Origin of the sequence: Pseudomonas koreensis (genome assembly GCF_036668835.1) — a bacterium.
GTDB lineage: Bacteria > Pseudomonadota > Gammaproteobacteria > Pseudomonadales > Pseudomonadaceae > Aquipseudomonas > Aquipseudomonas koreensis_I.
Window position 1 is genome coordinate 72,588 of sequence record NZ_JAZEVW010000010.1, and the last position, 16,419, is coordinate 89,006.

Annotated in this window: 17 protein-coding genes; 11 read left to right on the forward strand and 6 right to left on the reverse strand. The window is 61.0% G+C overall.

All coding sequences use genetic code 11. From position 1 onward, the window contains the following. The first annotated feature begins 258 nt into the window (after nucleotides 1–258). The 5 genes from V6F91_RS23540 (at nucleotide 259) to V6F91_RS23560 (ending at nucleotide 5,468) form a co-directional block, all read left to right on the forward strand. Nucleotides 259–1,020, forward strand: coding sequence for a gamma-glutamyl-gamma-aminobutyrate hydrolase family protein (locus V6F91_RS23540; protein WP_332768645.1), 762 nt, complete (start codon nucleotides 259–261; stop codon nucleotides 1,018–1,020). Between the two features lie 304 nt (nucleotides 1,021–1,324). After that, nucleotides 1,325–2,467 (forward strand): ABC transporter ATP-binding protein, encoded by a 1,143-nt coding sequence (locus V6F91_RS23545; RefSeq protein ID WP_090282859.1) that lies wholly within the window; start codon nucleotides 1,325–1,327, stop codon nucleotides 2,465–2,467. Further along, nucleotides 2,464–3,378 carry an ABC transporter permease subunit gene (locus V6F91_RS23550; protein ID WP_332768648.1) on the forward strand — a complete coding sequence of 305 codons (915 nt, stop codon included), beginning with the start codon at nucleotides 2,464–2,466 and terminating at the stop codon, nucleotides 3,376–3,378. Before V6F91_RS23545 ends, V6F91_RS23550 begins: the two co-directional genes overlap by 4 nt. Further along, entirely contained in the window at nucleotides 3,375–4,247 is an 873-nt protein-coding gene (locus tag V6F91_RS23555) for an ABC transporter permease subunit (RefSeq protein ID WP_332768650.1), read from the forward strand. The genes V6F91_RS23550 and V6F91_RS23555 overlap by 4 nt, the downstream gene beginning before the upstream one ends. Nucleotides 4,248–4,370: 123 nt before the next feature. Next, nucleotides 4,371–5,468, forward strand: a complete 1,098-nt coding sequence (locus V6F91_RS23560; protein WP_332768652.1) for a polyamine ABC transporter substrate-binding protein — start codon at nucleotides 4,371–4,373, stop codon at nucleotides 5,466–5,468. A 284-nt stretch (nucleotides 5,469–5,752) separates the two neighbouring features. Here V6F91_RS23560 and thpR read toward each other — a convergent pair whose 3' ends face one another. Next, nucleotides 5,753–6,292 carry an RNA 2',3'-cyclic phosphodiesterase gene (gene thpR / locus V6F91_RS23565; protein WP_332768654.1) on the reverse strand — a complete coding sequence of 180 codons (540 nt, stop codon included), beginning with the start codon at nucleotides 6,290–6,292 and terminating at the stop codon, nucleotides 5,753–5,755. Between the two features lie 108 nt (nucleotides 6,293–6,400). On the opposite strand from thpR, the gene V6F91_RS23570 reads away from it, so the two are divergent. Then, nucleotides 6,401–6,595, forward strand: coding sequence for a hypothetical protein (locus tag V6F91_RS23570; RefSeq protein WP_332768656.1), 195 nt, complete (start codon nucleotides 6,401–6,403; stop codon nucleotides 6,593–6,595). Nucleotides 6,596–6,754: 159 nt separating this feature from the next. Here V6F91_RS23570 and V6F91_RS23575 read toward each other — a convergent pair whose 3' ends face one another. Together V6F91_RS23575 and V6F91_RS23580 are read right to left on the reverse strand one after the other, a co-directional pair. Continuing rightward, nucleotides 6,755–7,108, reverse strand: coding sequence for a DUF1428 domain-containing protein (locus V6F91_RS23575; protein ID WP_332768658.1), 354 nt, complete (start codon nucleotides 7,106–7,108; stop codon nucleotides 6,755–6,757). Between the two features lie 2 nt (nucleotides 7,109–7,110). Further along, nucleotides 7,111–8,193, reverse strand: a complete 1,083-nt coding sequence (locus V6F91_RS23580) for a hypothetical protein (protein WP_332768660.1) — start codon at nucleotides 8,191–8,193, stop codon at nucleotides 7,111–7,113. Nucleotides 8,194–8,470: 277 nt separating this feature from the next. Here V6F91_RS23580 and V6F91_RS23585 point away from each other — a divergent pair, with 277 nt between their 5' ends. Next, nucleotides 8,471–8,746 carry a hypothetical protein gene (locus V6F91_RS23585; RefSeq protein ID WP_332768662.1) on the forward strand — a complete coding sequence of 92 codons (276 nt, stop codon included), beginning with the start codon at nucleotides 8,471–8,473 and terminating at the stop codon, nucleotides 8,744–8,746. Between the two features lie 89 nt (nucleotides 8,747–8,835). Here V6F91_RS23585 and V6F91_RS23590 read toward each other — a convergent pair whose 3' ends face one another. The 3 genes from V6F91_RS23590 to V6F91_RS23600 all read right to left on the reverse strand — a co-directional run bounded on the left by V6F91_RS23590 (nucleotide 8,836) and on the right by V6F91_RS23600 (nucleotide 10,389). After that, nucleotides 8,836–9,900: a hypothetical protein gene (locus V6F91_RS23590; RefSeq protein ID WP_332768664.1), complete on the reverse strand. Its 1,065-nt coding sequence runs from the start codon at nucleotides 9,898–9,900 to the stop codon at nucleotides 8,836–8,838. 108 nt (nucleotides 9,901–10,008) lie between these two features. Beyond that, the gene (locus V6F91_RS23595) at nucleotides 10,009–10,215 is read right to left on the reverse strand and encodes a hypothetical protein (RefSeq protein WP_093102387.1); all 207 of its coding nucleotides are present in this window, start codon (nucleotides 10,213–10,215) and stop codon (nucleotides 10,009–10,011) included. Next, the gene (locus V6F91_RS23600) at nucleotides 10,216–10,389 is read right to left on the reverse strand and encodes a hypothetical protein (protein ID WP_332768668.1); all 174 of its coding nucleotides are present in this window, start codon (nucleotides 10,387–10,389) and stop codon (nucleotides 10,216–10,218) included. 69 nt (nucleotides 10,390–10,458) lie between these two features. Between V6F91_RS23600 and V6F91_RS23605 the strand changes: the two genes are divergently transcribed. From V6F91_RS23605 to paoC, 4 genes are all read left to right on the forward strand, one after another. Then, on the forward strand, nucleotides 10,459–12,213 hold the full coding sequence (locus V6F91_RS23605; RefSeq protein ID WP_332768670.1) for an L-lactate permease: 1,755 nt from the start codon (nucleotides 10,459–10,461) through the stop codon (nucleotides 12,211–12,213). A 228-nt stretch (nucleotides 12,214–12,441) separates the two neighbouring features. Then, a complete protein-coding gene (paoA, locus tag V6F91_RS23610) occupies nucleotides 12,442–13,065 on the forward strand; it encodes an aldehyde dehydrogenase iron-sulfur subunit PaoA (RefSeq protein ID WP_332768672.1) in 624 nt (207 codons plus the stop codon). Next, entirely contained in the window at nucleotides 13,062–14,018 is a 957-nt protein-coding gene (locus V6F91_RS23615; protein WP_332768675.1) for a xanthine dehydrogenase family protein subunit M, read from the forward strand. Before paoA ends, V6F91_RS23615 begins: the two co-directional genes overlap by 4 nt. Next, on the forward strand, nucleotides 14,015–16,213 hold the full coding sequence (gene paoC / locus V6F91_RS23620; RefSeq protein WP_332768677.1) for an aldehyde oxidoreductase molybdenum-binding subunit PaoC: 2,199 nt from the start codon (nucleotides 14,015–14,017) through the stop codon (nucleotides 16,211–16,213). Before V6F91_RS23615 ends, paoC begins: the two co-directional genes overlap by 4 nt. Nucleotides 16,214–16,419 lie beyond the last annotated feature (206 nt).

Consider the following 16,419-nt stretch of genomic DNA (forward strand, 5'->3'; position numbering starts at 1 on the left):
ATTATGTTCACTACCCTGTCACGCAGCCAGTCAATCCGAAAGGCAAAGTGAAGTCAATAGCGAACACAGTGCCCCGCAGCCTTTATTTTTCGGGCTTTTTTTAACACTCTCGTGGCCAAGCAGGCGCCAGAGCGGCGTAGACGTCACCGATTTGATGAACGGCGTTTAGAATTTTTTACATGGCAGTTGTTAATTAAAATCAACGAGGCTAAGCTCCGGAAAAGCTCGTTCAAGTGTCAGACTTCGAGGTGAATAAAAATGGCATTCAAGCCATTGATCGGCGTTACTGCGTGCGTCAAACAGATCGGCCTGCACCCCTATCACATCAGCGGCGACAAATATGTTCGCGCTGTCAGCGTTGGCGCTGAAGGGTTGCCGGTGGTCATTCCTTCCCTTGGCAACCTGACGGAAATCGAAGACCTGCTCGGCCAACTCGACGGTCTGTTGCTGACCGGCTCGCCGTCCAATGTGGAGCCCTTCCACTATCAAGGCCCGGCCAGCGCTCCCGGTACGGATCACGATCCGGCGCGGGACGCCACCACCCTTCCTTTATTACGTGCAGCCATCGCGGCCGGCGTTCCGGTGCTGGGCATTTGCCGTGGCTTCCAGGAAATGAACGTGGCGTTCGGCGGCAGCCTGCACCAGAAGGTGCATGAGTTGCCGGGCATGCTCGATCACCGCGAAGCCGACAGCCCGGAGGTGGCCGTGCAATACGCACCGGCCCACGCGGTGACCGTGCTCGCGGGCGGCGTGTTTGAAGCGCTCGAACTGCCGGGTGAGTTTCAGGTCAACTCGATTCACAGCCAGGGCATCGATCGCCTCGCTCCCGGCCTGCGCGCCGAAGCCGTGGCGCCGGATGGCTTGATCGAAGCGATCTCGGTCGGGCACAGCCCGACCTTCGCCCTCGGCGTGCAATGGCACCCGGAATGGCAAGTGCTGGACAACCCGAACTACCTGAAGATTTTCCAGGCGTTCGGCGCGGCCTGCCGGCAACGGGCGGCGCGACGCAACCAGCGCTGATCCAACCCAAGAATACGTAACGATTTACTGCCCCCGCGGCGGTCGGGAGCGCCTGCGCGCATCCGGCAGTCGTGAACAGCAACACCCGTGATAACAACAAGTACGACCCAGGCAGCCAGGACGGCGGTGCCGAACAAGCCGGACGGCAGGAGCAAGACCTTCAGATCAATGCAAAACCCTGTGGGAGCGAGCTTGCTCGCTCCCACGGGGGGATGTGATCCGACCGGGAGTGCACCTGCAGGCTTGCAATCCACTTAAGCCCGGCCACATTGGCCAGGCAAACGAAACCTGTTGGGAGTTTCACATGGCAAACGCCTCCAGCACTTACAGGAAGGCACTTGAAGGTCATCAGCAACCGAAAAAGGTGTTGGTGAAAGTCGATCGTGTCACCAAGAAGTTCGATGAAACCGTGGCCGTGGACGATGTGTCCCTGGAGATCCATCAGGGCGAAATCTTCGCGCTGCTGGGGGGCTCGGGCTCGGGCAAATCGACCCTGTTGCGCATGCTCGCCGGTTTCGAGCGCCCGACCGAGGGGCGGATTCTGCTCGATGGCGTGGACATCACCGACATGCCGCCGTACGAGCGGCCGATCAACATGATGTTCCAGTCCTACGCGCTGTTCCCGCACATGACCGTCGCGCAGAACATCGCCTTCGGCCTCAAGCAGGACCGTTTGCCCGCCAGCGAAATCGATGCCCGCGTCGAAGAAATGCTGCGCCTGGTGCACATGACCCAATACGCCAAGCGCCGCCCGCACCAGTTGTCCGGCGGCCAGCGCCAGCGCGTCGCCCTCGCCCGCTCACTGGCGAAACGGCCGAAGCTGTTGCTGCTCGACGAACCGATGGGTGCGCTGGATAAAAAGCTGCGCTCGCAGATGCAGCTGGAACTGGTCGAGATCATCGAGCGCGTCGGCGTGACCTGCGTGATGGTGACTCACGATCAGGAAGAAGCCATGACCATGGCCGAGCGCATCGCGATCATGCACCTGGGCTGGATCGCCCAGATCGGCAGTCCGGTCGACATTTATGAAGCGCCGGTCAGCCGCATGGTCTGCGAATTCATCGGCAACGTGAATGCCTTCGACGGCACCGTGGTGGAAGACCTCGAAGGCCATGCGATCATTCACAGCCCGGATCTGCAGCAGAAGATTTACGTCGGTCACGGCGTCAGCACATCGGTGCAGGACAAATCGATCACCTACGCGATTCGCCCGGAAAAAATGCTGGTCAGCAGCACCCAACCGGAGGGCCGCTACAACTGGTCCGAAGGCAAGGTGCATGACATCGCCTACCTCGGCGGCCATTCGGTGTTCTACGTCGAATTGCCCGGCGGCAAGATCGTCCAGTCGTTCATGGCCAACGCCGAACGCCGTGGCGCGCGGCCGACCTGGGACGACAAGGTCTACGTGTGGTGGGAAGACGACAGCGGCGTGGTGCTGCGCTCATGAGAACCTTCAATCAGCAATTCCTGCGCCTGGTGCCCAGCGGGCGAAAACTGGTGATCGGCATTCCGTTCATCTGGCTGTTCCTGTTCTTCATGCTGCCGTTCTTTCTGGTGATGAAAATCAGTTTCTCGGAAGCCGCGCTGGCGATACCGCCGTATTCGGAGATCTACACCTACGCCGAACAGAAATTCCAGCTGCTGTTGAACATCGGCAACTACACCCTGCTCGGTGAAGACGAACTGTATCTGTCGGCCTACCTCGGCTCGCTGAAAGTCGCGGCGCTGAGCACGCTGATGTGCCTGGTCATCGGTTTTCCAATGGCCTATGCGATTACCAAGACTGGCAAGGAAACGCAAAACGTCCTGCTGTTGTTGATCATGATGCCGACCTGGACGGCGATCCTGATCCGCGTCTACGCGTGGATGGGCATCCTCAGCAACAACGGCCTGCTCAACGCGTTTCTGATGTGGACCGGGCTGACCGATCAGCCGATCGAGATCCTCAACACCAACACCGCGGTGTATATCGGTGTCGTCTACGCGTACCTGCCGTTCATGGTGCTGCCGCTGTACGCCAATCTGGTCAAGCACGACAACAGCTTGCTGGAAGCCGCGCAGGATCTGGGCTCGAGCAACTTCAACAACTTCTGGAAAATCACCGTGCCGCTGGCCAAGAACGGGATCATTGCAGGCGCAATGCTGGTGTTCATTCCGGTGGTCGGTGAGTTCGTGATTCCCGAACTGTTGGGCGGCCCGGAGACGCTGATGATCGGGCGCGTGTTGTGGCAAGAGTTCTTCAATAACCGCGACTGGCCGGTAGCGTCTGCGCTGGCGGTGGTCATGCTGTTGATCCTGATTGTGCCGATTCTGCTGTTCAACCGCAGCCAGGCCAAAGAGATGGAGGCACGGGGATGAAACGCTTCAATTTTTCCAGGTTCATGCTGATCTTCGGGCTGATGTTCATTTATCTGCCGATGCTGATTCTGGTGATCTACTCGTTCAACGCCTCGAAACTGGTGACGGTGTGGGGTGGCTGGTCAGTCAAGTGGTACGTCGGCTTGCTCGACAACACGCAATTGATGGGCTCGGTAGTGCGTTCGCTGGAAATCGCCTGCTACACGGCGATTGCTGCGGTCGCGCTGGGCACCCTCGCCGCCTTCGTTCTGACGCGGGTGACGCGTTTCAAGGGCCGTACGTTGTTTGGCGGTCTGGTCACCGCGCCGTTGGTGATGCCGGAAGTGATCACCGGTCTGTCGCTGTTGCTGCTGTTTGTGGCAATGGCGCAACTGATCGGTTGGCCGCAGGAGCGTGGCATCGTCACGATCTGGATCGCCCACACCACGTTTTGTGCAGCTTATGTGGCGGTGGTAGTCTCCGCGCGCCTTCGCGAGCTCGACCTGTCGATCGAAGAAGCAGCGATGGATCTGGGCGCGAAACCGTTCAAGGTGTTTTTCCTGATCACCATCCCGATGATTGCGCCGTCGCTGGCGGCGGGCGGGATGATGTCGTTCGCCTTGTCGCTGGATGACCTGGTATTGGCGAGCTTCGTCTCTGGGCCTGGCTCTACGACCCTGCCGATGGAAGTGTTTTCGGCGGTGCGTCTGGGCGTGAAACCGGAAATCAACGCCGTGGCCAGCCTGATTCTGCTGGCGGTGTCGCTGGTGACCTTTCTGGTCTGGTATTTCGGTCGCAAGGCGGAAGCCAATCGCAAAAAAGCGATTCAGGAAGCGATGGATCAGACGGCCAGCGAAGCATGGCAGCCGCAACGTGCGGCAACTGCCTGATCCCGCATCACTCGCGAGTTTCCGCAAATGTTGTCAGCCCCTCGGTCAGTCTCTCTACCTTTGGGAAAGGGTCAGGGTGAGGGGCCTTTGCTTGAAGTGAATAAAAAGAATGGAGTTGTACCGATGAAAATGTTTGGCAGGACTCTGCTGACACTGTCCTTGATGGGCGCAATGGTCATGGGCGCCCAGGCCAACGATAAAGTGCTGCGGGTTTACAACTGGTCCGATTACATCGCGCCGGACACCGTCAAGAAGTTCGAAGACGAGACCGGTATCCGCGTGACTTACGACGTCTTCGACAGCAACGAGACCCTTGAGGCACGTTTGCTGGCAGGTAAATCCGGTTACGACCTGGTGGTGCCGTCGAACAGTTTTCTGGCCAAGCAGATCAAGGCCGGCGTCTATCAACCGCTAGATAAATCGAAGTTGCCGAACTGGAAGAACCTCAACCCGGTGCTGCTGAAAAACGCCTCTGCCAGTGATCCGGACAACGCCCACGCGTTCCCGTACATGTGGGGCTCGATCGGCATCGGTTTCAATCCGGCCAAGGTCAGGGAAGTGCTCGGCGCCAACGCCCCGACCAACTCCTGGGACTTGCTGTTCAAGCCCGAGAACGCTGAAAAACTCAAGGCTTGCGGCATCAGCTTCCTCGATTCGCCGACCGAGATGATCCCGGCTGCACTGCACTATCTGGGCTACCCGGTGAACGACAAGGACCCGGCGCACATCAAGGAAGCCGAGGCGCTGTTCATGAAAATCCGCCCGGACGTGGCGTATTTCCATTCCTCGAAATACATCTCCGACCTGGCCAACGGCAACATCTGCGTGGCGGTCGGTTACTCCGGTGACGTCCTGCAGGCCAAAGCCCGCGCGGTGGAATCGGGTAACAACGTAGTAATCGACTACAGCATTCCCAAGGAAGGCGCCGGCAGCTTCTACGACATGGTCGCCATCCCGCGCGATGCGGCGAACGTCGAGAATGCTTACCTGTTCATGGACTTTTTGATGCGCCCGGAGATCATCGCCGAAATCACCAACAGCAACGGCTACAGCAATGCCAACGCCGCGGCAACGCCACTGGTGGACGAAGCGATCCGCAACGACCCCGGCTCCTACCCGTCGCAAGCGGTGATGGCCACGCTGTATGCCGTGCCGGATCAGCCGATCGCCACGCAGCGGATCATGACGCGCGGCTGGACGCGGGTGAAACTCGGCAAGTGAGCCGAACACAAATCCAAATGTGGGAGCGAGCCTGCTCGCGAAAGCGGTGCGTCAGGCGATGAAAATCGCTGAATCAGCCGACGCCTTCGCGAGCAGGCTCGCTCCCACAGGGACTCTCGCTGGCTTCAACAATTGATCGTTCCCACGCAGAGCGTGGACCGAGCTGCGCAACCCTTTCCGTTCACGCAGCGCTTTACCACCGCTGCCTCCTGCTCTGAACGGCCTCACCTGGCTTCCTCGGTTCAGGTGACTTCAGGCGCCTTCGGGCGCCTTTTTTTGTGCCGTCAAATCAGCGGCCAGTCTTGAATGAGCCGGTAGCGACCCTTGTGCGATTCGAACAGGGCGAAGCGTTCGGCGCGCAAGAAGAATTCCGGCGGTGTGCCGGCCTCAGGCTCAGGTGCGCGAAATTCCCGGGCCAGGGTCAGGTGCGGGCGGAATTCGCGCGGTGTCTCTTCAAAACCGAACGGCAACATGGCTTGTTCCAGTGCGTAGACCAAACGCAACAGTGCCGGCGGCGCCTGCTCCGGCGACAGCGACAAGACCCCGGCGCGGTGCCATACCTGCAGGCGATCCAGAGCAATCCTTAACGCGGCGCCCGGCGTGCGCACCTGGGCCGCGGCTTCGCAGACTGGCTGAATCTGCGCCAACGGCACGGCGCCGAGAAATAGCAGGGTCAGATGAAAATTATCCGCCGGCACCGGTTTGCCGGTTCGCAGGCGCAATTCACTGCGCCACTGCGCGATCGCCTTGCGCTGCGCGGGCGGGCAGTCCAACGCGAAAAACAGCCGCTTGAACGGCTCATCCCTGCGCGCTTCATCGATCATGGTCCCTGCCCCCTTGGTTTACTGTCAGCCGTCGATTTTACACAGCCTGTTCTGACGACCGGTGACAGGCGGCTATAGTTCAAGGATCGCTATCAACCGGAGGCAGCCATGCGCGAGATCCTCAGCAAAGAACCGTGGTGGGCCCGGCCACCGCAACCCGGGCAAGATGAAAGCCAGCTGGAATGGGGCTGGCTGGTGCATTACAGCGAGGGCGAACCGCGGTTCGAGTTCGTCCGCGAACGCCCGACCGATGAACAGATCCGCAACCGCAAAAGTTGCCGCACCACCCCCTCACCCGAGTGAACACAAAACCTGTAGGAGTGAGCCTGCTCGCGATAGCGGTGTGTCATTCAGCACGAATTCGCCTGACACACCGCTATCGCGGTGTGTCAGGCGAATTCGTGCTGAATGACACACCGCTATCGCGAGCAGGCTCACTCCTACAAAGGATCTACGGCGTGATCAGGATTCGCGGAGGCTCTTGAAACCGCCAAAAATCATCCTCTGACCATCAAAACCCATCGGGTTGACGTCCGGTTGCATGCGCGGGTCTTCCATCATTTTCGCCATGCCGGCATCGCGGGTGGCCTTGTCCGGCCAGATCAGCCAGCCGGACGATACGGTCTCGCCATCCTTGAGTTTGACCGCCATGGGGAACGAGGTGAGTTTGCCTTCCGGGACGTCATCGCCCCAACACTGCATCACCTCTGTGGCGCCGTATTCCTTGAACAGCCGCGCGGCGATTTCACAGTGATTTTTGTACTGCTCGTGATTGGCGTTCGGCACCGGCGCCACGAAAATATCGATGTAAGCCATGATCATTCTCCTTGCTCGTTGGGTTCGATCTGCTGACTGGTCGATTGCGGCGGTTGCCATTCGACACGATTTACGCCCAGCCCGACCGGCGGCTCATCACCGCCACCCAGATGGCGCTCGACCTGCCCGGCCATGTGCAGCGTACCGGCCATCACCCCGGTGGTCGGGTTTTGCACCAGCTTCAGCCAGGCCTTGTCGAAGGTCCCGCCCAGACTGCTGCGGATCAGCGCTTCGCTGTCGGGGCGGTCGTTAGCCTGGATGATTGCGCGAATCCCCGCCACGCCCACCGATATCAATCCACCCGCGAGCTTCCCGGCCGCCGCGGCTACCGCACTGGCGGCGCCGCGCGGGGCCATTTCCGCCTCCATGCGCTGGCTCGCGCGTTTGGCCACCGGCGCCATCGCCGTCTCGGTCGAGGCGATGCCTTTGGCGCCGCCGTCGGTGTGGATCTTGTCGATCAGCGCGGCATACGCCGGCAGGGTATTCAGCGGTTCAGTGCTGATGACCTGAAACAACGACGCATCGCGCGCCGGTGGTGGGCCGAGGGCGATGGCCGGGACTTTCTGCAAGCGCCCGTTGAGCTGCGCCAGCGGCACCCCATGGCGTTGGGCGATCAACGGCATCTGCTGCGCCATCAGTTGCGCATAGAACGCGGTGGCCTGAGCGAGAATCGCGTCCGGGTCGATCTCCACCGCCACCGGCGCCAACACCCTTTCCTGATATTGCTCAAGCAGATACGCCGCCAGCCGCTTGGCCGAGGCGTCCTGCTCGCCACCCGCATTGATCGTGTACCAGCTGACTTTCATCGACAGCCATTCCTGGGTCCAGTAACTGCTGAACCACGGGATGAAATTTTCTTCAGTTTGCTGATAGACCCGAGTGCGCCAATGTTCCATCGAACCACGGGCGAACAGCTTGACCTGCGCGGTGGCCTGTTGCGATGCGCTGACGATTTCCCGGTCGACCTGCTGCCAGGTGGCCGGTGACACCACGACGGCGCGCGGCGCGATCACCGGCGCCCGCGCCGAAGTGGCGCAGCCGGTCAGGGTGAGCAGTGCGGCGATCAGCAGCGCACGCGGATTCACGGTGGGGTCCTTCAAACGAGTGTGGCGAATTTTGAGTATAGGTGGGTCAGTCAAAGGTGAGTTGGATGTTCCGGCCCCTTCGCGAGCAGGCTCGCTCCCACAGGGGTTGAATGCGTTTCAAATATGGGAGCGAGCCTGCTCGCAAAGGGGCCATCAGCAGCTCCGCAGAACCCAACCATCACCGCCATCGATATTCACCATCGCCACGATTGCCTTCCGTCAACCGCCCATGAAAGGCACGATTAAGCCATCCGAAACACAACGAGGAGTTCACAACATGATTCACACCCAAGTCACCCTCTGCGTGAGTTTCCCGGTGTTCGGCAGCAACTATTACGCCCAGCAGGTGGTGTCGCACAAGGCCGGCGCGCTGGTGTTCAACGAAGCCTTCGAAGCTCTGCTGATGCCCGCTGCCAGCAATCACTTCAGCAATGAAGTGGTCGGCTTCAACGATCAGTTCCGTTTTCTGAGCGACATTCTCGCCACCCATTTGCTGGACATCGAGGCCGCCGTGCCTGCGCGATCCAGCGTCCGGGCGAGCGCTCGTTTTTAATCCTTGAGATAACCTGTCTGCGTGACAGACAGCCATGAAAAAGCCCACTGGCCGCTTCGGCTCAGTGGGCTTTCTGGCATCGTCAGCGATCAGCGCTTCCAGCAGTCGGCGAAGCGCGAGCAGACTTCGTATTTCGCATCCATGGCGGCCATTCGATCAAGGTGATGGTCGATGGCTTCGGCCATCACGCGGTTGGAGGCCTGGAAATAGAACATCAGCATGGATTTCTCTTCGCCGACCGGCGCCGCGTTGCCGCGTTTGCCATCCTTTCCATCTACGCGGGCCCACTCGGTCAGGCGCTTGTCATCGATGCTGCGCAGGCGCTTGCGATATTCGTCCTGGGTGCGTTGCATCGCCTGGTCTTTGGTGGTCGCGCTTTCCTTGTCGAATTCGATCAGGTTCTGGCGATACAGCGCCCAGTAATCGTCCGGCAACGTAAAGCCCAGTTTGGCCTTGCGGTCGTTGATCAGCGAATCGAGTTTTTCTGCTGAAAAGCTGGCTTGCGGCGTTTTGTCCGCGTCCGGCTTCATGAATACGAAGAGACTGCCTGCGATGATGCGGTCGATCAATAACGTGCGCTGCGGCGTGTCGGGCAGCAGTTCTGGCGGTTTTGGAAAGATCGGGTTACGCCCCACGCACGCGGCCAGTGCCGAGCTGTCCAATGGCATCACGGTGCGCACGTCTTTACCGTCGACCCGCTGCAGATGACGCAACGAAGTGATGCACTGCGTCTTGGTGACATTGAGCGTCACTTCATATTCGTTGCCAGGCTTGGGCGTAAAGGAAAACCCCGAGCCACAGGTGGCGTAACCGACCTGAGTGTTGACCCGCAGGTAAGCCGGCTGCTCGGGTTTGATCTTGAGTTCAAGGTAACCGCGTGCTTTTTCCGGCGGCGCCACCAGCATTCCTGCGCGGCGCTTGCTGTCGCCAATGAGCACGTTGTTGAGCATGCCGGTGGTCAAGCCGTCGCAGTGCCCGGCATCGAAATAGTCGATCGTGGCGTTGTCGGTATTGGCGACGAACCGTACCTTGGCAGCGTCAGGATCAGTCGCATCCTGATAGGTGCCGTTGATGTTGCAACCGACCAGCAGCGCGCAGGACAGCACTGTGCCAGCCACGTACAAGGCCAGGCGCAGCGGAGAAACAATGGACATGATCTTCCTTGGCAGGGTAAAAAAACGCGAATGCTACTGAATTGCCATCATTGCGTCCATCCCCTCTCCTGCAGGCCACCTGCGCCCCTCCCTGGGGCTTTGGGTCAATCAGTCGTCATCCCGGTCACGGTAGTAGCGACGCCCGTCGCGACGATCGTCATCGCGGTCATCCCAGCGTCGGTCGTGGTCGTAATAACGACCATGATCGCGGTCATAATGCCGCCCATGGCGGTGGTCATCATCAAAATCCGCCACGCAGCCACCGAGCAAAACGGCGGCGGTCACGGTCAGCAGGATCGTTGTCGCTTGCTTCATTCAATATTTCCCTAAAACCAAGGTCTTGACGACGGAAACGGCCACGCTGCCCACGCCTTCGGGGCGCAGTGCGCGCAGCCGCAGATACGACCGGGCAAAACGCGGTTGATTCAGTGGCCAGCATTGACCGTTTGTCGCCTTGTCCGTCATCGCCGAACAGCGGCGAAACGCCACCTATACTGCTTGCAACCAACCCCCACGCAATGGATCTGCGCCCTCAATAACAACAAGCAGAGGTGGACCATGGTCTGGCAGCAAGTGTACGACCCGTTTGGCAATCCAGTGCTCTCCACATTGATGGCCGCTGTGCCGGTGGTGGTGATGCTCGCGGCGCTGGCGTTTTTCCACGTCAAGGCGCATCTGGCCGCGCTGTTGGCGCTGGCCTCGGCCCTGCTGATTTCGATTTTCGCGTTCGACATGCCGGCGGGCATGGCCGGTTCAGCGGCGCTGTTCGGCGCGGCGAACGGCCTGCTGCCGATCGGCTGGATCGTGCTCAACATCATCTTTTTGCATCGCCTGACCACCGAGAACGGTTCGTTCAAGGTGCTGCAGGATTCACTGGCACGGATCACCGACGACCGCCGTTTGCAGTTGCTGCTGATCGCCTTTTGCTTCGGTGCCTTTTTCGAAGGCGCGGCCGGTTTCGGCACACCGGTGGCGGTGACCGGGGCGATTCTGATCGGCCTGGGCTTTTCGCCGTTGGCGGCGTCGGGGCTGGCGTTGATCGCCAACACCGCGCCGGTGGCATTCGGCGCGCTGGGCACGCCGATCATCACCTTGGCGAAAGTCACCGGGCTGGATGAAATGGAGCTGTCGATGATGGTCGGTCGGCAATTGCCGTTCTTCTCGGTGCTGGTGCCGTTCTGGCTGATCTGGGCCTTCGCCGGTTGGCGCAAGATGCTTGAAGTGTGGCCGGCGATTCTGGTGGCCGGCGTCAGCTTTGCCATTCCGCAATTTCTGGTATCGAACTACCACGGGCCGATGCTGGTGGATGTCATCGCCGCGCTGATTAGCATGGCGTGCCTGACGCTGTTTTTGAGGGTGTGGAAACCGGCGACCATTCATACTTCGGCGGCACTTTCGGGGCGCGTCGACAACTCCAGGGTCGACGAAGAAAAAGTCACCGCCAGCGCCGCGTTCAGCGATCAGGCGCGGCCGGCGGTGATGCGCGCGTGGATGCCGTGGATCATCCTCACGGTGTTCGTGTTTGCCTGGGGCACCCAGGGCTTCAAAAACATGTTCGACACCCGCCCGGCGATTGATCCGGTGACGCAGTCGGCCAGGCTCGATGCGCAAGGCAAACCGCTGCGCGAGGCCAACCCGATTTTCGCCCCGGCCGTAACTTTCACCAGCCTGCATTTGCAGATCGAAAAAGTGCCGCCCGTGGTGGCCGCGCCGAAAGCCGAAGAAGCGGTGTACAAATTCACCTGGCTCACCGCGACCGGCAGCGGGATTCTGCTGGCGGCGATTGTCGGCGGGCTGTTGATGGGCTATTCGATCCCGCAGTTGATCAAGCAATACCTGCGCACGCTGTGGGTGGTGCGGTTTTCGCTGATCACCATTGCGGCGATGCTGGCGCTGGGGTTCCTCACGCGCTACTCAGGGCTGGACGCGACCATGGGTCTGGCGTTTGCGGCGACGGGGATTTTCTATCCGATGTTCGGCACCTTGCTCGGCTGGCTCGGGGTGGCGCTGACCGGCTCGGACACGGCGTCTAACGTGCTGTTCGGCGGCTTGCAGCGGGTCACCTCGGAACAGCTCGGCATCAGCCCGGTGCTGATGGCGGCGGCGAACAGCTCCGGAGGGGTGATGGGCAAAATGGTCGATGCGCAATCGATCGTGGTCGCCTCCACCGCGACCCGCTGGTACGGGCATGAGGGCGAGATCCTGCGCTACGTGTTCTTCCACTCGATCGTACTGGCGATCCTCGTCGGCGGGCTGGTGACATTGCAGGCGTATGTGGCGCCGTTTACCTCGATGGTGGTGGGCGCACATTAACCCGGCGCAACACATTGCCCCTGTGGGGAGCGAGCCTGCTCGCTCCCACAGGGATTCGAATTGGCCTGATAATTGATGAACGGCGCGCATAACGCTTAGCACGAAATCCGACAAAACCTTTTCCCCTCCCCCGCGGTCACTCCTTTTACGAGACTGGCATGCATGCCGGCGCGCCCGACAGGGCCATCTGTGATCCCTGCCGCCTGATGAGAGACAAGGAATCGAACCATGACGATTTCCCGACGCAGCTTTTTGATCCTCGGCGCTGTGACTGCAACCGCGTATGCGATGCCTCCGTTTATCAGCCTCAAGGCCTATGCGGCCAATCTGGAGCAACCCGCCATGAGCAAAGTGACCCTCAACGTCAACGGCCAACCGCGCGAGTTGAACGTCGATACCCGCACCACCCTGCTTGACGCGCTGCGCGAGCACCTGCATCTGACAGGTACCAAGAAAGGCTGCGATCACGGCCAGTGCGGCGCCTGCACGGTGATCGCCGATGGCCGGCGGATCAATTCCTGCCTGAGCCTGGCGGTGATGCACGAAGGCAGCGAGGTCACCACCATCGAAGGCCTCGGCATGCCCGACACGCTGCACCCGATGCAGGCGGCGTTCATCAAACATGACGGTTATCAGTGCGGCTATTGCACGCCGGGGCAGATCTGCTCGGCAGTGGCGGTGCTCAAGGAGATCCGCGACGGCATCCCCAGCCATGTCAGCCCGAGTCTGACTGAACCACCGCAGCTGATCACCGCCGAATTACAGGAACGCATGAGCGGCAACATCTGCCGTTGCGGCGCCTACTCGAACATCATCGAAGCCATCACTGAAGTCGCGGAGGAATCGGCATGAGAGCGTTCAATTACAGCCGCGCCGACTCGCCCGCCGCTGCCGCCGCGCAAGCCGCTCAGGTCGAAGGCGCACGATTCATCGCCGGCGGCACCAACCTGCTCGATCTGATGAAGCTCGACATCGAAACACCGCCGCATCTGATCGATATCAATCACCTGGGCCTGGATCAGATCGAAGCCACGCCAGAAGGCGGTCTGCGCATCGGCGCGCTGGTGCGCAACACTGATCTGGCTGCCGATGCGCGCGTGCGCAAAGACTACGCCCTGCTCTCCCGCGCGCTGCTCGCCGGCGCCTCGGGACAGTTGCGCAACATGGCCACCACCGCTGGCAACCTGCTGCAACGCACCCGCTGCCCGTACTTTTACGACACCCATCAGGCCTGCAACAAACGCAACCCCGGCAGCGGCTGCGCAGCCATCGGCGGGGTCACGCGACAACTGGGCATCATTGGCGTCAGCAAGGCGTGCATTGCCACCCATCCGAGTGACATGGCCATCGCCATGCGCGCCCTCGATGCACAGATTGAAACGGTAAAACCCGACGGCACCACGCGCAGCATCGCCATGGCCGATTTCCATCAGTTGCCGGGTGACACGCCGCACATTGAAACCAGCCTCACGCCCGGCGAGTTCATCACCGCCGTGACCCTGCCGCCACCGGTGGGCGGCACGCACATTTATCACAAGGTGCGCGATCGCTCCTCCTACGCGTTTGCGCTGGTCTCGGTCGGGCTGATCCTGCAAGCGGACGGCAGCGGCCGCGTGGCGGTCGGTGGCATTGCGCCGAAACCGTGGCGCGTCGAAGCGGCTGAAGCGTTGCTGCCGCAAGGCGCCAAAGCCGTCAGCCAGCGCCTGCTCGAAGGCGCGACACCGACCCACGACAACCAATTCAAACTGACCCTGGTCGAGCGCACGCTCGGCGCGGTGTTGGCGCAAGCGAGGGAAACGGCATGAAATTCGACACGCCTGCCACCACCAATCCGATCGACCAGTTAAAAGTGGTCGGCCAACCCACCCCACGCGTCGAAGGCCGGTTGAAAACCTGCGGTCAGGCGACCTACGCCTACGAGCAACACGAAGCGGCAGCCAATCAGGCGTACGGTTTCATGGTCGATTCCGGCATTGCCAAGGGCCGGATCAAAGCCATTCACCTCGACGAAGCAAAAGCCGCGCCCGGTGTGCTGGCGATTGTCACTGGCGCGAATGCCGGCAAGCTCGACAAGGGCCAATACAACGCCGCGCACCTGCTCGCCCACCCCGAGGTGCAGCATTATCAGCAAGCGGTTGCGCTGGTGGTGGCCGAGACCTTCGAACAGGCCCGCGCGGCGGCGCAGTTGGTCAAGGTCGACTACGAAACCAGTGAAGGCAAGTTCGACCTGGCCAGCGTCCGCGACCTGGGCGTCGAGCCGAAAGACGAATTGCCCGACGTCAATCATGGCGATTTCGACAAGGCCTTCGCCGCTGCGCCGGTGCAGTTCGACCGCACCTACACCACGCCCGACCAGTCCCACGCGATGATGGAACCGCACTCGACCCTGGCGGCGTGGAACGGTGATCACCTGACCTTGTGGACCTCCAATCAGATGGTCGCCTGGACGGTCGGCGACGTGGCCAAGACCCTCGGTCTGCCAGCAGAAAACGTGCGCGTGGTTTCGCCTTACGTCGGCGGTGGGTTCGGCGGCAAACTGTTCGTACGCGCTGACGCGATACTCGCCGCCCTCGGCGCACGCATGGCTGGCCGCCCGGTGAAAGTCGCCCTCGCCCGCCCGCAAATGGCCAACAACACCACTCACCGTCCGGCGACGATTCAGCGCATTCGCATGGGTGCAACGGCGGACGGCAAGCTCACCGCTATCGCCCACGAAGGCTGGTCGGGCAACCTCGCTGACGGCAAGGTCGAACTCGCCGCGCAGCCGAGCCAATTACTCTATGCCGCAGAAAACCGTCGGATCAGCATGCGCCTCGCGCCGCTGGATCTGCCCGAGGGCAATTCCATGCGGGCACCGGGTGAAGCACCTGGGTTGATGGTGCTGGAAATCGCCATGGATGAAATGGCCGAGCAATTGAACATGGACCCGATCCAATTCCGTATTGTCAACGACACCCAGGTCGACCCGGTCAAAACCGAGCGGCCGTTTTCCCAGCGTCAACTGGTCAAGTGTCTGGAGCTTGGCGCGCAGAAATTCGGCTGGGATCAGCGCCACGCCAAACCTGGCACGCGCCGCGAAGGCCGCTGGCTGATCGGCATGGGCGTGGCGGCGGCGTTTCGCAACAACCTGCTGGTCAAGTCCGGCGCGCGAGTGCGGCTGGAACGCGATGGCAAGGTCACGGTGGAAACCGACATGACTGACATCGGCACCGGCAGCTACACGATCATTGCGCAGACCGCTGCGGAAATGCTCGGCGTCGGCCTCAACGATGTGACCGTGCGCCTAGGGGATTCCGACTTCCCGGTATCTTCGGGCTCCGGTGGCCAGTTCGGCGGCAACTGCTCGACCGCCGGGGTGTATGCCGCGTGTGTGAAACTGCGTGAAGCGGTAGCCGGGAAACTTGGCATGGAGGCTGATCAGGCCGAATTTGTCGACGGCCAGGTACGCGCTGGCGGTAAAACCCTGCCATTGCGCAATGCCGCGGAAGGCGGCGCATTGGTCGGCGAGGACAGCATCGAATTCGGCGATCTGGCGGAGAAATATCAGCAGTCGACGTTCGGCGCGCACTTCGCCGAAGTCGCCGTCGATGCCGCCACCGGCGAAGTCCGCGTGCGTCGCATGCTCGCGGTGTGCGCGGCGGGTCGGATTCTCAACCCCACTTCGGCGCGCAGCCAAGTGATCGGCGCGATGACCATGGGCGTTGGTGCGGCGTTGATGGAAGAACTGGCGGTGGATACCCGACTGGGCTTTTTCGTCAACCACGATCTGGCCGGGTATGAAGTGCCGGTGCATGCCGACATTCCTCATCAGGAGGTGATTTTCCTCGACGAGGCCGACCCGATTTCCTCGCCGATGAAGGCCAAAGGCGTGGCAGAACTGGGGATTTGCGGCGTCAGTGCGGCGGTGGCCAATGCGATCTATAACGCCACCGGCGCGCGGGTGCGGGAGTATCCGATTACTCTGGACAAGGTGCTGTCGTCGCTGCCGGAAATGATCTGAGGCCTTCAAAAGCCCCTCACCCTAGCCCTCTCCCAGAGGGAGAGGGGACCGATTGGGGGATATTTGAGGGTTGCATCGGCCTCGACGCGCTGCGGTGTATCTGTAAGCGATACGATTTTTCAGGTCGATGCAAGACGTGAGACACCTCGGTCGGCTCCCTCTCCCTCCGGGCGGTCCGACGTTTCGGGAGGGCTGGGGTGAGGGTC